16 protein-coding genes are annotated in these 15,137 nt (G+C 45.9%); 4 read left to right on the forward strand and 12 right to left on the reverse strand.

Annotated elements, in window-relative coordinates:
* Positions 1-901: 901 nt before the first annotated feature.
* Positions 902-1,339: a GNAT family N-acetyltransferase gene (locus BMY60_RS12990; RefSeq protein WP_090334221.1), complete on the forward strand. Its 438-nt coding sequence runs from the start codon at positions 902-904 to the stop codon at positions 1,337-1,339.
* An 88-nt stretch (positions 1,340-1,427) separates the two neighbouring features.
* On the opposite strand, the gene purD is transcribed toward BMY60_RS12990, so the two are convergent.
* From purD to dusB, 4 genes are read right to left on the reverse strand one after another with little or no spacing between them, the layout of a single operon-like run.
* On the reverse strand, positions 1,428-2,735 hold the full coding sequence (purD, locus tag BMY60_RS12995; RefSeq protein ID WP_090334201.1) for a phosphoribosylamine--glycine ligase: 1,308 nt from the start codon (positions 2,733-2,735) through the stop codon (positions 1,428-1,430).
* Between the two features lie 24 nt (positions 2,736-2,759).
* Entirely contained in the window at positions 2,760-4,319 is a 1,560-nt protein-coding gene (gene purH, locus BMY60_RS13000) for a bifunctional phosphoribosylaminoimidazolecarboxamide formyltransferase/IMP cyclohydrolase (RefSeq protein ID WP_090334202.1), read from the reverse strand.
* Between the two features lie 8 nt (positions 4,320-4,327).
* Positions 4,328-4,570 (reverse strand): helix-turn-helix domain-containing protein, encoded by a 243-nt coding sequence (locus tag BMY60_RS13005; RefSeq protein WP_090334204.1) that lies wholly within the window; start codon positions 4,568-4,570, stop codon positions 4,328-4,330.
* A complete protein-coding gene (dusB, locus tag BMY60_RS13010; RefSeq protein ID WP_090334205.1) occupies positions 4,567-5,595 on the reverse strand; it encodes a tRNA dihydrouridine synthase DusB in 1,029 nt (342 codons plus the stop codon). The genes BMY60_RS13005 and dusB overlap by 4 nt, the downstream gene beginning before the upstream one ends.
* Before the next feature lie 608 nt (positions 5,596-6,203).
* Here dusB and BMY60_RS13020 point away from each other — a divergent pair.
* Positions 6,204-6,929 (forward strand): glycosyltransferase, encoded by a 726-nt coding sequence (locus tag BMY60_RS13020; protein WP_090334208.1) that lies wholly within the window; start codon positions 6,204-6,206, stop codon positions 6,927-6,929.
* Positions 6,930-7,223: 294 nt separating this feature from the next.
* On the forward strand, positions 7,224-7,583 hold the full coding sequence (locus tag BMY60_RS13025; protein WP_090334210.1) for a hypothetical protein: 360 nt from the start codon (positions 7,224-7,226) through the stop codon (positions 7,581-7,583).
* 139 nt (positions 7,584-7,722) lie between these two features.
* Here the strand turns inward: BMY60_RS13025 and BMY60_RS13030 are convergent, their stop codons facing one another.
* From BMY60_RS13030 to BMY60_RS15835, 5 genes are all read right to left on the reverse strand, one after another.
* A complete protein-coding gene (locus BMY60_RS13030; RefSeq protein WP_256250840.1) occupies positions 7,723-8,346 on the reverse strand; it encodes a cell wall hydrolase in 624 nt (207 codons plus the stop codon).
* A gap of 92 nt (positions 8,347-8,438) precedes the next feature.
* A complete protein-coding gene (locus tag BMY60_RS13035; RefSeq protein WP_090334211.1) occupies positions 8,439-9,245 on the reverse strand; it encodes an OmpA family protein in 807 nt (268 codons plus the stop codon).
* Between the two features lie 77 nt (positions 9,246-9,322).
* On the reverse strand, positions 9,323-9,736 hold the full coding sequence (locus BMY60_RS13040; protein WP_090334213.1) for a DUF4398 domain-containing protein: 414 nt from the start codon (positions 9,734-9,736) through the stop codon (positions 9,323-9,325).
* A 50-nt stretch (positions 9,737-9,786) separates the two neighbouring features.
* Positions 9,787-9,942, reverse strand: coding sequence for a hypothetical protein (locus tag BMY60_RS15830; RefSeq protein WP_218141701.1), 156 nt, complete (start codon positions 9,940-9,942; stop codon positions 9,787-9,789).
* Between the two features lie 280 nt (positions 9,943-10,222).
* Positions 10,223-10,372, reverse strand: coding sequence for a hypothetical protein (locus BMY60_RS15835; RefSeq protein ID WP_177166678.1), 150 nt, complete (start codon positions 10,370-10,372; stop codon positions 10,223-10,225).
* Between the two features lie 483 nt (positions 10,373-10,855).
* Here BMY60_RS15835 and BMY60_RS13050 point away from each other — a divergent pair, with 483 nt between their 5' ends.
* The gene (locus tag BMY60_RS13050; RefSeq protein ID WP_218141702.1) at positions 10,856-12,421 is read left to right on the forward strand and encodes a S10 family peptidase; all 1,566 of its coding nucleotides are present in this window, start codon (positions 10,856-10,858) and stop codon (positions 12,419-12,421) included.
* A 45-nt stretch (positions 12,422-12,466) separates the two neighbouring features.
* On the opposite strand, the gene BMY60_RS13055 is transcribed toward BMY60_RS13050, so the two are convergent.
* The 3 genes from BMY60_RS13055 to BMY60_RS13065 all read right to left on the reverse strand — a co-directional run bounded on the left by BMY60_RS13055 (position 12,467) and on the right by BMY60_RS13065 (position 15,004).
* Positions 12,467-13,828 carry a nicotinate phosphoribosyltransferase gene (locus BMY60_RS13055; protein WP_090334217.1) on the reverse strand — a complete coding sequence of 454 codons (1,362 nt, stop codon included), beginning with the start codon at positions 13,826-13,828 and terminating at the stop codon, positions 12,467-12,469.
* A complete protein-coding gene (locus tag BMY60_RS13060; RefSeq protein WP_090334224.1) occupies positions 13,825-14,409 on the reverse strand; it encodes an isochorismatase family protein in 585 nt (194 codons plus the stop codon). Before BMY60_RS13060 ends, BMY60_RS13055 begins: the two co-directional genes overlap by 4 nt.
* Positions 14,410-14,539: 130 nt before the next feature.
* A complete protein-coding gene (locus BMY60_RS13065; RefSeq protein WP_090334219.1) occupies positions 14,540-15,004 on the reverse strand; it encodes a ferritin-like domain-containing protein in 465 nt (154 codons plus the stop codon).
* Positions 15,005-15,137 lie beyond the last annotated feature (133 nt).

Genomic DNA, 15,137 nt, shown 5'->3' on the forward strand with positions numbered 1-15,137 from the left:
CTGCAAAGCCTGGAAGTAGCCATGGCTGAAAATCTGGAAAAAGCTGCCTACCATGAAAAAATGGCAGCTGAACAATCGCTCCATCCTGTATCAGCCTCTGCTGGCAAGACAAGCAATACCGGAAGTTAAATTGACGCACGCCTTTCCAATAAGGTCCTGGAAAAACCCACTTCGGTGGGTTTTTTTTCGTCTGTCACATATCTCAAAGTCATATTATCAAAAATTTAATCTATCGAGTCTCTTGCAAAATCAGATTAGGTGACTGAGTTTAATAATTTCCAGCATTGTGGAGGTATTGGCTGCCGGTCATACTGAAATAGCGCCAACCATAACTCTGTTAGCAAACTGATTAATATCGGGACTGTTCTTACCCAAAAGAAAACCCGCTGACCACAAAAAATTGATGAAATCAGGTCGCCACTTCCGGAAAAGCGTGAGAATTTGTTGCGTGAGCCAGCCTTCGTTATTGACACGAATGGTTATGCCTGGGTGCGTAATATGAAGCTTCCATTGCAGCAAGCGCATCATTTACCAATACAGGGCTGAACGAGACTTGCGAATGTCGAAGGTCAAACAAAAAATTTCAGGTTGTTTCAGAACCACTGAGTATGCGCGTGCTCATTGCCTTATTTCAAGCTATCTGCAATTCATGGTCAATAAAGAATACAATCCGCTTATCGCTACGGATCGTATCGGCGGTGAAGTTCATAAGGTTGGGTGAATAGATACAAGCGAGTTTCTAAAAAGACCGCATGTCTGTATAAATATAGTGGCGGTTGATTATTTTCTGCCGGTCGGCTGAAATTTAACAGTTCTCGAAAAACTGGTGTCAACTGCTTATTCGTATAGCAGGAATTTTAAGAATCATGTTACGGTTACATAGATGAAAGCAACCATACCAATGACTATCCGGATTAGACCCGTTGAACGCGCTGACTACGATTGGTTGCTGGACTTGCATCATACTGTTTATCGTGAATTAATTATCAGCGAATTTGGTTACTGGGATGATGATGAGGAACTCGGCTTGTTTTTGGATTCATGGGAAACGAAAAAAATTGATATTATTTTGAAACAGAATAAACCGGTTGGCATGTTTATTATTGAACAGCAGGGAGATTACTTATGGCTGGATGAGCTGCAAATCGAGCCGCAATACCAGAATCAAGGTATCGGTACTGCGGTCATTCTGCAGTTGATTTGCCGGGCGCGCAAACTGGGTTTGCCACTGCGTCTTCGAGTGTTGCATGCCAATCTAGGTGCTTTTCGCTTGTATCAGAAACTGGGATTCCAGAAAATTCGCCGTGCAGAGCATCATCATCTCATGGAAGTGTGGTAGGCAATATCTTATGAACATGAAAGACCAGCTGCATTGACCCGTGCAATCGTTTGCTGTGATCAAATTATTATTTGAATTCAACGGATAACTATGGCTTGTGTATAAATTCAATACCGGTATGACCGATATCGTGACGCATATATGAATTGTTATAGTGGATTTGCTTGGCAAGCGTGTAAGCGTGCTGCTGAGCAAGTTTCAGGTTATCACCCAATGCCGTTACACACAACACGCGTCCGCCGGCAGTGACAAACTGCCGCTGATCGTTACTATTCAACGCCGTACCGGAATGAAAAATATGGAAATCATCGGTTGCGTTCTGCCTGGTCATTAAATCTGTTAACCCGGTAATAGCGTCACCTTTCTGAGGGTTATCAGGATAGCCGCCAGCTGCCATTACAACACTCAAGGCGACACGTCTGTCCCAGTCTGTTTCGGTTTGATCCAGAGCGCCGTTGAGCGCCTGCTCGATTAATGCGGACAGGTCACTTTTTAGGCGCATCAATATAGGTTGCGTTTCAGGATCGCCCATACGGCAATTAAATTCCAGAACTTTTATCTGATTGTCCGGAGTGATCATTAGACCTGCGTATAGGAATCCAATATATGGAACACCTTCTTGTGCCATACCCTGGACTGCTGGATAGATAACTTCGCGTAGAATCTGCGCATGCAGGCCGGGGGATATGAACGGCGTAGGCGAATAAGCGCCCATACCGCCGGTATTGGGACCCGTGTTACCGTCATGCAGACGTTTGTGGTCCTGGCTGGTGGCCAGGGGTAAAACATGCTGGCCATCGCACATGACAATAAAGCTGACTTCAATGCCCTGAAGAAATTCTTCGATGATAACTTCCGCGCCAGCTTCACCAAAAAGCCTTGTTACCAGTATCTGGTCAACTGCATTATGCGCCTTTTCTAATGAGGGAGCTACAATAACACCTTTACCCGCCGCCAGGCCGGCTGCCTTTATAACAATTGGTGCGCCACGTTGTTCGATATATTGGTGTGCAGCGTGCGCGTCAGTAAAGGTGTCATAAACTGCAGTGGGGATATTGTGACGCTGCATAAAGTTCTTGGCAAAACTTTTTGAGGTTTCTAATCGTGCGGCTTTGCGGCTTGGGCCGAAAATTTTTAATCCCGCATCAAGAAAAGCATCGACAATGCCATCGGCCAGTGATAATTCGGGGCCAACAATGGTGAACGCAATTTTATGGCTTTGTGCAAAATAAACCAACGCGGGTATTGTCGAGATTGCAATATTTTCGACTCCATATTCATATGTCATACCTGCATTTCCAGGAGCGACAAAAACTTTCTCTACGCGCGGCGATTGAATAAGTTTCCAAGCCAGTGCATGTTCTCTGCCACCGCTACCGATTACCAGTAATTTCATATGTGTCAGTAAATCCGAAGTTAGTTAGTGCCTGAAGTGCCGTACACCCGTGAAAACCATTGCGACATTCTGCTCATCTGCTGCAGCGATGACTTCATCATCACGGATACTGCCGCCCGGCTGGATGACGGCGTGTGCACCTGCCTGAACGACGACATCGAGACCATCCCGGAAGGGGAAGAATGCGTCAGAAGCGACAGCCGAGCCGGATAAGTCCAGTCCCGCTTCCCGGGCTTTGATAGAGGCGATTCTTGCACTGTCTATACGGCTCATCTGGCCGGCGCCGATGCCGACAGTCTGGTTGTTGTGACAAAAGACGATAGCATTGGATTTGACGTATTTGGCAACACGCCAGGCAAAGAGTAAATCGCATATTTGCTGTTCGGACGGTTTTTTCTGGGTGACCACTTTGAGATCGTCTTTGGATAGGTGAAAGTTGTCCGGTGATTGTACCAGGAGACCACCTCCGATACGTTTCAGGTCATATTGGTGATTTGCTTGCTGCAATTGAAGCGTCAAAACGCGGATATTATTTTTTTGCGCGAAAATAGTTTGTGCATCTTCCGTCACAGCGGGTGCGATAATGACTTCGACAAACTGATTTAAGATTGCTGAGGCGGTTTGCTCGTCGAGCGGTCGGTTAAATGCAATAATGCCGCCAAATGCAGAAGCCGGGTCGGTTGCAAATGCGCGTTGATATGCAGTCAGGACGTCATTTGCAACGGCGACGCCGCAGGGGTTGGCATGCTTTACGATGACGCAGGCCGGTTCTTCAAAAGACTTAGCGCATTCCCATGCTGCATCGGTGTCGGCAATATTATTAAATGACAATGCCTTCCCTTGTAGTTGGCGATAGCCCGCAAGTCCACCGGGTACGGGCTGCATGTCCCGATAGAATGCGGCTTTCTGATGCGGATTCTCACCGTAGCGCATAAATTGTATTCTGTCGAAGTTTAGATTCAGTGTGGCTGGAAAATCATTGTGTTGACCATCGTCATCGATTGCTGTCAGGTAATTACTGATCGCACTGTCATATGCCGCCGTGTGCGAAAATGCTTTCTGAGCAAATTTAAATCGGCTGGTGGCGCTGACAGCACCATTGTTTAACGCTAGTTCATCGAATAGGGCTTGATAGTCGGCAGGGTCTGTAATAACCGTAACTTTATGGTAGTTCTTGGCTGCAGCGCGTACCATGGCAGGACCGCCAATATCGATATTCTCGATCGCATCGGCAAGGGTGCAATCAGTTTGGGCTATCGTCTGGGTAAACGGATAGAGATTAACTACCACCAGCTCGATATCCGTAAAGCCGGCTTGTTCCATGGCTGATACGTGATCCGGCAAATCGGCCCGAGCCAGTATGCCTGCATGCACTTTGGGGTGCAAAGTTTTAACGCGCCCGTCGAGCATTTCCGGGAAACCGGTGTAGTCGCCGATCTCTATCACTGGAATATCGTTTTCCTGCAATAATCCCGCAGTTCCGCCGGTGGAAAGAATGGTTATACCAGACTGATGAAGTGTGCGTGCCAGATCGACTACACCCGTTTTATCTGAAACACTGATCAGGGCTTGTTTGATAGACATTATGTACCTTATTTAATTTGATAACGCCTGATTTTCTGGCGCAGTGTGTTCCGGTTGATTCCAAGAAGCTCGGCGGCCTGTGTCTGGTTGCCCTGCGTGTATTGCAAAATGACCTCAATGAGTGGCTTTTCCACACTTAAGATGACCATTTCATGGATAGGACAGGGTTTCTCGCCATCTAGATCACTAAGATATTTACCAATTGATTTTCGTATACAGCATGCAATTTCATTTTCATTAATGGTATTCATACGGCGATTGCCTTTTCTTCTTTGTTTTCTTCTTTGATATAATGCAAATATTGATCGTAATCAGATAATTGTGTAAAGAAGCTGTCCGTTTCAGCAAGCTGTTCTTCGCAAGTTTGCAGCTGATTCATTTTTTGGCGAAAACTTGCGGAGCCTGCCAGACCTTTTGTATACCATGCAATATGTTTGCGTGCTATACGAACACCCGCATATTCACCATAAAAATCATATAGATCATATAGATGTTGCATAAGAACATCATGAATTTCGGTCACTTTTGGTGGCGGCAAATATGTGTCATTATTCAAATAATGATCGATTTCTCTAAATATCCAGGGCCTTCCTTGTGCCGCGCGGCCAATCATGATGGCATCCGCTTGAGTATATTCAAGCACTTGACGCGCTTTCTCGGGTGTTGAAATATCGCCATTGGCAATAACCGGAATATTTACAGCCGCCTTGATGGCAGCGATAGTATCGTATTCTGCATTTCCCCGGTATGCGCATGCACGGGTGCGGCCGTGAACGGCCAGAACTTGAATCCCAGAGTTTTCGGCAATCTTGGCAACGGTCAATGCGTTTTTGTTCTGCTGGTCCCAACCCGTTCTGATTTTAAGAGTGACAGGGATATTCACAGCACTAACAACTGAACTCAGGATTTTTTCAACCAGTTTTTCGTTTTTCATCAATGCTGATCCCGCCATGACATTACAGATTTTTTTAGCAGGACATCCCATGTTGATATCAATGATCTGTGCACCATGATCGACATTGTATTGTGCCGCAGCAGCCAGCATGCCAGGATCTGCGCCCGCAATCTGTACCGAGATTGGAGAAGCCTCGCCATCGTGATTGGCGCGCCGTTTTGTTTTTTGGGACCCCCATAACAATGAATTGCTAGTGACCATTTCGGATACTGCCATGCCGGCACCCATTTTCTTGCATAATTGACGGAAAGGGCGGTCGGTTACACCGGCCATGGGTGCAACAATAAGCTTGTTTTTAAGTTGATGTGTGCCGATTTGCATGCCGTGATGAAATGTTTAGGAGGTGCTAACGATTAGTGAACTGTTGTTGCTGATACGCATTTTAGTTCTCAGCAAGGCAGCGTGAGCGTGGTGCAGTCACGCTGCATGAGCGAATGATAACGCAGCGGAAGACTAAAATGGGCTTCTTCAGCCCTATGGGTTGTTCCTGAAATGGTGCCATGCCACGTTATTCGTCGTTCATCTGGAATAACCAAACGACGCTTCTCATGCTTTGCCCGGCACAATTTCAGGAGCAACAGAAATAATTCACTAATTGTTAACACCCTCTAGTACAGATTACAGATAAAAGATAAAAACAGACAAGTTAACAGCAAAATGAATGGAGATTGTTTTTAATGCTGCATTGCGCGTACGAGTATGGCCGCGCATCCTTTCTTTATTATATAAAGATAATTTTTCCGTAAGCAATAATATGCATAAAAAAATCAAAACATTTTTAAATACTGAAGAATTGCCGTCATTTCAGTTGCGTGAAAATTACGGTAAAATTCTGGGTAGGTAGTGCTGTTCAGATTACCTGCTTTATCACTCTTCTGGAAAAGGAGCAACCGCTTTGCCTGGCGACAGAATCAACTACACTATTTGTTATGTATCTCTCGGTTATTATTCCAGCTTTTAATGAAGCGCGCTTGATTCTTCAGTGTCTTGATTCAGTTTCAGAATCACTGGCAGCCAATCAGAGGCCCGGTTTTAAATCCGAAGTAATCGTCGTAGATAATAATTCCACGGACACCACTGCAGAATTGGCCAAAAAAGCCGGTGCCCGTGTTGTTTTTGAACCGATCAATCAAATCGGGCGTGCGCGCAATGCTGGCGCTGCATCCGCAAGCGGTGACTGGCTATTGTTTGTCGATGCAGACAGTCTGCTGAACCCGGATATGATTGCAGATATCCTGAAAATGATAGACTCAGGGCAATATGCAGGCTGTGGCAGTGCTATGCGTATGCCCGATTCTCCCTGGTGGGGAACAGTAATACTAAAAATCTGGACCGCAGTCTCGTTTACATTTAATTGGGCTTCCGGTGCGTTGGTTGTTTGTCGTGCAGATGCATTCCGGGACGTCGGCGGGTTTAATCTGGATTTGTACGCTGCCGATGAAATAGATCTAAGCCGCTCGTTAAAAAAATGGGGACGTAAGCGCGGACTTAAATTTACCATTCTGAAACGTTTTCCTTTAGTTACATCAGCGCGTAAATTGCAATTGTATTCAGGCCGGGAAATGGCCTGTCAATTTTTTCTAGTGCTTTTGAGTCCGTGCAAGTCCCTGCAAAACAAAAAGAAGCTGCCGGTGTGGTATGACGGACGGCGTTGACTCGAAATTCCGGGTGTGCTTTGATACGCATCAACCGAATGCTTAACCGCTTTGGCTGTTGATTCAGTATGGTTGCAATATGCTTCGTTAGACGTTAGACATAATTCAATTCTAACAATTTGCTGAAATAACAGACGAATGTTAAGATAAATAGATGTGACTCTGAAATTATGTTTTTCTACGTATAAACAATTTCTTATAAGTTGCTTATCTTGTAGGTTTAAGGTTGGATTCTGAAATAAGAGCGCATGCGTTTTGTTTTATAAATACATTTTTTATAAAAGGGGAATAGTTATGAACAAAATTTTATGGATACTTTCGTTTGTTGTTTTAACTTTTTTTGTAGCAGGCTGTGCTGATCAGGATTCGGCCGAGAGTGTTGGTGAAACAATAGACCGGAGTATAGAAGAAACTAAAGAGGCTTTGAGTGATGCAGCAGACGAGGTCGGCAGTGCATTTGATGACGCTACTGAAGAAGCGGGTGATGCCATGGACAATGCTTCAGATGAAGCCAGTGAAGCTATGGATAGTGCTATGGAAGAGGCTGATCAGACGATGGAAGAGATGGGAGACGCTTTTGAAGACGCTGGCGATGAAATCGAAGATAGCGCTGATAGCGTTGAAGAAGAAACAGAGTCAAGCGGCGGATATTAATTTTTATAAAGTGATTTATTTTAGTAGACTGTAAATCGCCTAACTGAAACCGGTCACCGGCGACGCTACGTATGCCGACAGGTGGCCGGTTTCAGTATTTGATTTGTCTGTCTGAGTCATTTTCTGCAATACTGCTGGGTTATTCAGCTGCGCCGGATTTATAGAAAATGTGCTCTCCAATCTCGAATGTTTTGATAAATTCCGAAGACCAGTCGGGTTCAATTCCACGATGATGAAAAAATGTTGCACCATGTGTGCGATCTGTTAGTTGCCGATTCAATGCCTTGCGCGCTATCTCTTTGGCGATTGTATAGGACGCTTCGTCGGCTTTATCAGAATAGCCGTCGCACCACCACGAAAACTGACAGGAACCTTGTTCGTTACCTTGTGTTACCACAGCGCATATTGTGTCGGGAAAACCAGCATGACTCAATCGATTCATTACGACGCTGGCAATTGCTTCCATTTCTGTTGTTTTTTGCCCTCTGGCTTCCCAGTAAATGGTGCGTGAAAGACATGTGATCGGATCATTCAATGGTTTCGTGCCGTCAGGGTCAACTGACCGAACTTCAGGTTTAGTGATAATTCTGGCTGTTGAAGAAGCTGAGTTGGTATTATCGGCTACAGCCTCTTGTTCCAAAACCTTTGCCTTGGTTTTTGCAATTTCCGCTATGGACGGCTGTCCGTTAGCAAACACCAAGCCTGACCAAAAAAAAAGCCGTAACCAATGCGCCAATTGTTTGATTTCGCATGATTGATTCAATCAAAAATCCTGACGAATATTCTTTACACAGCAATTCCCGTACGTAGTTTATTAACAAGTGGATGTCCGGGGCTTTCCAGTTGCTATTGAAATCAACGCCTGAGAATCGGTTTGCCGTCTTCATTGGCAATGACTATTTCAACCCTTCTGTTCTGTTGTCTGCCCGCTTCTGTGGTATTAGGCGCAACAGGGTAGGCTTCTCCAAGCCCGACTACGCTGACACGGCGGGGATTTACACGATGTCTTATCAAAGAACGCTGTACCGATTCAGCACGTTGTTTGGAGAGTTCCAGATTGTATTCATCGCTGCCAACACTGTCAGTAAAACCCTCAATCAACACATAACGGTTCGGATAATTGTTTAAATAATCAGCGATACGCGCGACAGTCATTTCACCGCCAGGCTGGAGTTCGGCACTGTTAAATGCAAACAGGATATTTTCCAGCGTCATGATAATGCCGCGTTCGGTTTGTTCTGCTTTCAAGGCTTCAAGCTGAGAAGCAAGCTTCAAAGCTTCCATTCTGGCATCCCGGAGTTCATTTGTTTTACTCTCAACCATGAGCTGCTGGCGTTTTTCTTTCGCTCGTTCGGTCTCTAGTTCAATTTGTCTCAGACGATGGCGCTCTTCCGCAATTTCTGTATTTTTAATCGAGACCAATGCATGGTGCTCAACTAGCGTTTGTGATTCGTTGTTTGCTTGCAAATTTTTTGCCTTCTCGAGCGCTTCTTTCGCTTTCCCTATACTTTGCGCATCTGAATTCTGAATGCCTTCAATCAATGTCGCTGATTCATATCTGTTTTCTGCGTCAGCCAGAAGCTGGCTTGGCGGATTGCTGACACACGAGATCAGAAAAAAAGACGACAGCGTCAAAGTTAATAAGCTAAGCTTGAAATTCATAGTGACCTCCTGAGATGTTGTTGGCTTTTAAAGCTGTTTCACTGAAAATGCATACATTGTTTGGTCTGAAACGGCGACTAATTCAATTCATTTTCGAGCGTTTCCAGCCCTCTGTTAATTTCATCCAGCATTTCCTGCGCGCGCGTGCGCATCGTTTTTGTTTCCGCTAATTCAGCGTGCAATTCGGATTCTTTAAGCAACCGAAGCGCTTTTTCGCGTTTGCCATCATCGTCTGCCTTACGTGCATCTTCAAATTTTTTTTGTGCTTCATAAAGCTCTCCGCCTGCTACTTTGCTTGCGTGTAATTCTTCAGCTTCTTTGATTTGTTTTTGAACGCTGGCATAACGGCTTTCATTGACCGGTGTGCTGCCGCAACCTGCGACTACAAGAGATACAGTCGATACAGTCAAAACCAGAAAAAATTTGCTTATGCCTGAAAATTGTTTTAAACCGTCGTCGTTTGTTTCATAGTTTATGTGAAAAATATTCATCACAGCTTCTCCTCAGATGATTGACAAAATAACTTCTTCAGCATACAGCGTCAGTAGATGACGGATCCTTCATTAATCTGTTTCTTTCGTTTCATATATTCTTCGCGGCTGATCTTGCCTTCGCTGAATTCTTTTTCCAGCACATCCAGTTGTTGTTTGTTTTTATATTCATAAGCACCGCCAGCTGCTCCGGCACCTGCAAGCACTGCACAACCGGCAGTCGTGCAAAATACTATCAAAATCAGTATTAATCTGAATTGTTTACACATACTGTTTTTTCCTTGTGAGTTATAAGCAGTTAATGTATTTTAACAGATGCCGAATTAAATATATTTTGAAACAGATGGCTACAGCGCGTTTGTCACACTGGTCTTTTATCCGATCATGATAGAACGAAATCCAGAAGGTTTCATTAACCTATGATAGGTTATTTCTACTTGTAAAAAGCAATTTGTCTCGAGTTGTTGGCGAGAATCTTCTGGCCAGTTATTTTCCTATTTTGATGTCTTTGATGTTAACCGATTCCAACGCATCAATTTTTCTTGCGTTCATCAGCTCTTCCACTATTTTTTTAATGTCTGCAATACTGGCTTTTGCCAGATTGACATCCAATTCAACTGTTACTTCTACTTTCATTTGTTCACCATTCGTTCGTTGTTTTCATTTCAATTTCATTGTATACCTTTTATTTTTCAAATTTTGGTTTACACTCTTTCATTACATTGTTTATATTTACAAATATAAAATGCGATTGCCGAAATTTGATATGTAAAGAGTATAATATAAAATCCGTTGATTAGCCGGACTCAGCAGTGAAGCGGCTAGTAATTGTAAAGTAAACGTAATTCACTGGTTGGTTATACAGCATGATGATTGCTCCTGGCGCGTTGAATTGACAAACCGTTTAATCAACAACAACGATCTGTCGATGAATAAACCCGACATTTTTTCATCGAACCTTCTAACTTTCTGTTTTCTCTCTCTTTACAACGTAACAAAGAACGGCGTATAAACTATTTGTATAATTCTTGTCATGATGCCTCATAGCAATAATCGTAAAAATACGGGAAAAAGTGGTCGGGAAAGCTTCAGCGCGGGCTGTGGTTTTTGCAGATGAGAATGTTGATCTGGGGAGCACTGCTTCTGGCAACGGCTGCAGTGGGGGCGGTGGAGAACGATGCCGCGCAGAATAAAACCGCAAACGATGTGCGTGAATTCGATGTTTCAAACCGCTCCGAGACTTCACATATTCTTGAAACAAAAGCCTCGAAAATCGCCTATACAGCCACTGCCGCATCACTGACAGTCCACGACAATCAGTCCCGGCCTGTTGGCAGGATTTTTTATGTGGCGTACAAGCAGGAGCAGCAAAACACGAAAGTGCGGCCGTTGACGTTTGTATTTAATGGCGGTCCTGGTGCAGCCTCCGCCTATCTGCACCTTGGGGCGCTTGGTCCAAAACGTGTTGTATTCAACAATGACGGCAGCATTGCAACTGCTCCCGCACGTTTGACGAACAATCCAAAGAGCTGGCTTGCGTTTTCCGATCTGGTATTTGTTGATCCCGTTGGCACAGGCTATAGCCGCAAGGTTGAGCAGAGCGCAGACGGTCGGCACACACCGGAAAATCATTCAGAATCGAGCCCTACCAGGCAAACACGTTCACGCCAGCGCGTCTGGGGGGTTGAAGAAGATACCAATAACCTGTCACGTTTTATCCGTGCATACCTGACAGAGGAAGACCGCTGGCTGTCCCCTGTTTACCTGGTGGGGGAGAGTTACGGCGGTTTCAGGGTTGCGCGTTTGTCCAGGCAGTTGCAATCCGGATTCGGCATTGTACCAAGCGGGTTGGTGCTGGTTTCGCCTGTGCTGGATTTTGGCTTTTTGCTGGGTAATGAACGCAGTCTATGGCCATGGGTGTCTCTGCTGCCAAGTTATGCGGCTGCTGCCGCCATTCATCAGCAAAGCACCCGCATAAATTATAACGCAGACGATCCGCGTGTTTCGCTTGCACCGGCAGAACATTTTGCGTTGGCAGAATATCTGACAGGTCTCGCAGTTGGCATGAATAAACCGGACTGGCTTGAACAAACCGGTGACCTTGCAGGGCTGGATGAGGATATGTTACTGCGCAGCGCAGGACGTGTCCGATCCGGTCGTTTTGCCAAACTGCTGCTTGCTGACCGGCGCCGTCTGCTGAGCTTGTACGACGCGTCGATTACGTTAATCGATCCGAACCCGGGTGGGCAGTCTGTCGCCGGCCGGGATTTTTACCTTGATCAGCTCAACGCACCACTGACCGCTGCAATGAATAACTACATCCGCAAGAATTTAGCATTTAAAACTGCCGTGCCTTATCTGCTGCTTAACAAACATGTTTCGAAATCCTGGAACTGGCGCTCAGGAATTCATGGTCGGCAGGGTTTCGCCGAAGCAGTTTCGGACTTGAAGCAGGCCATGAGTATGAATCCAGATATGCAGGTATTGATTATGCATGGTGTATTTGATTTGGTAACGCCGTACTTTGCTTCTGCGATAATTATTGATCAAATGTCACTGGATTCGCAGATTGTCGATAATATGCGTCTCAGCGTATACCATGGCGGCCATATGCCCTATCTGCATCAAAATTCGCTTGACGCAATGTTCGAGGATGCACGACAGTTCTATCAGCAGGAACCATAAATTTTACAGGTGATTTATTAGGGGATTCATTGCTACTGATAGTAGCTATTGATCAATTGCATGCTCAGCATCCAGTTGATCTGCCAGCCGATGCAGGTTTTCAGAAATCGTGACCGGATATGTGGAGGCGGAATCCAGCAACGTCATGATTTCGGGCAATTCAGCATAGCCCGATAGTGTCTCTTTGCGAATGTCATCCAACGGTATTTTATTTTGCACGCGCCGGCCTGCCTGCATGAACTGTTTGATTAAAGGTTTGCCTGCTTGCCAATCTTCATCTTCAAGCACCACAGTATCATCCATAAGGTGATTGCAGGTACCAAAGTTGCGCAACACCTGTTTTCTTCCGGGCCAGGTGGCTTTTCCTTCCGAATGTTTGCGGCGCGGTTTACCGGCATATTCCTGAAGTTTGTAAGCACAATCGAGCGCGGGCGCGTCACTGGATATATCCAGTGACGTACCGATACCGAATCCGTCGATTGGTGCGCCGGATCGCACCAGCGTATGTAACCGGTATTCATCAATATTGCCGCTCGCGAAAATGGTGGCTTTTGTCAATCCGCCCCGATCCAGTATCCTGCGGACATTGCGTGCATGTTCTGCCAGATCGCCGCTATCCAGGCGCACGCCTTTGATATGAATCCGGTCCTGAGCGAGTTTGTCTGCCAGGCCAACAAGCCTGGCCGCTGCGTTTTCGGTATCGTACGTATCAATAAGCAACACGGCGTTATCCGGATGAGACCGCGCAAAATGTTCGAATGCAGCCAGTTCATCTTCATGTGCCTGAATATAGGAATGGGCCATGGTGCCATACAGCGGTACACCGTAAACAGCACCTGCCAGCACCGTTGCAGTACCGGAAAATCCCGCCAGATAACTTGCACGCGCGGCCAGTAATCCAGCTTCTAGACCGTGCGCCCGGCGCATACCAAAATCCACCAGTGTTTTATCAGGCGCAGCCAGCACCGAACGGGCGGCTTTGGAAGCAATCAGGGTTTCGAAATGCAACAAATTGATAATCCGGGATTCGACCAATTGCGCTTGCGGCAGGGGCGCGGTAATTCGAATCACCGGTTCGTTTGGAAAGAAAACCGTGCCTTCCGGTAGCGCATGAACATCCCCTGTAAAGCGGAATTGCCTCAAATAATCGATAACGTGCGGTGGAAAGCGTGTGGCAAGCCAGGCAAGCTCATCTTCGGAGAACTGCAAATGCTCAAGATAATCCAGTACCTGTTCGAGTCCGGCCGCAACCAGAAAATTACGCCCGTTCGGCAGCTTGCGTACGAACATTTCAAAGACAGCGGTATCTTCCATGCCATGCTCGATATAGCTCTGCAGCATGGTCAGTTGATAAAAATCGGTCAACAACGGGCTGCATTGTCCGCAGGAATATAAGTCCGGGTTCATGGTTCTAACATCTTACGGTCAATCGGGATGGCGCCGAGCCGTTTCATCGCCAGCAGCGCGTCACGGCCGTCATCCGGTTGATGGTTAATTGCGCAAGCTGCATCTTCAAGTATGAATGTAACATAGTGAAACCGAATGGCATCTTCAACGGTATTCAGGACGCAATATTCGGTTGCCAGCCCGCCGACAAATAGCCGCTTCACATTGAGCGATCTCAGCAGTTCATTAAGTTGCGTTTCGGAAAATGCCGAATACGCATCTCTTGCCTGTGTCGTGGCTTTGGAAATTATTTTTGTATAAGCAGGTAATTCAAGTGCAGCCGGAAACGCAGCGCCATTTGTTTTTGCAATACAATGCGCCGGCCAGCGACCGCCAGATGCTTCAAATGAACAGTGATTTTCCGGATGCCAGTCACGTGATGCAACAATTGGCAGCCTGTGCGCATGAAAATCGGCGATATAGCGGTTGAGTGTTGGAATAATCGTATTTCCTCCGGAAACCGGCAAACTGCCGCCCGGCAGAAAATCGTTTTGCAAATCAACGATAATCAATGCATCTCCAGATATAAGTCGGTATTTCATCCTGCTGGAAATAAATGCATTCCGGATTACCTCGGCTTTGTCATGATGCGACGCGGCGCATCCGGTATCTTCAATACGCCCTTGCTGAATTCTGATGTAAATGATTAGCGCTGTTGTAAAGCAGCTGATTTTATTTTTTCTCAGAAAAGGCGGCAACGGCACCCGGTCGGCGCAACATTTTGTCCACTTCACCCTGATGCATTTCTTCAGCCGCAATCAAACGGCGTGCATATTCTTCAAGCAGCACGAACTTACCTTCAACCAGGGACAATAACTCTTTGTAGCTTGTCAGCGTTACGCGTTCATGCTCTAGCGATTCACGCAGTATATCGCCGATATCGTGCTGATGCGTCTCCAGCAAAGGACCGATCGTCAATGGCGGATGATCGCCTAAATGCGTGATCAATTCACCTGCTTCACGGGCATGAAGCAAGGATTCATCCGCTTGTGCCTGCAGCCAGGATACAATGGGTATGCGGTTGTAGCCATAAACCATAAAAGCATAATGGGTGTAGCGTACTACACCCGCAAGTTCCAGTTCAAGGATTTTATTAAGGCAATTCAGCACGGCCTGTTTGTCAAATGTCTCATTCATTGGCTTTACCTCCTATACTCTGTACACGGTACATTTATGTAGAGTAAGAAGCAGGGCGTAGTCGAACTATTTCCCTGCTTCTCCTCACCGAACCGTACGTGCACCTTTCAGCGCATACGGCTCTCCATTCAAG

This window comes from Nitrosomonas sp. Nm51, assembly GCF_900111165.1.
Classification (GTDB): Bacteria; Pseudomonadota; Gammaproteobacteria; order Burkholderiales; family Nitrosomonadaceae; genus Nitrosomonas.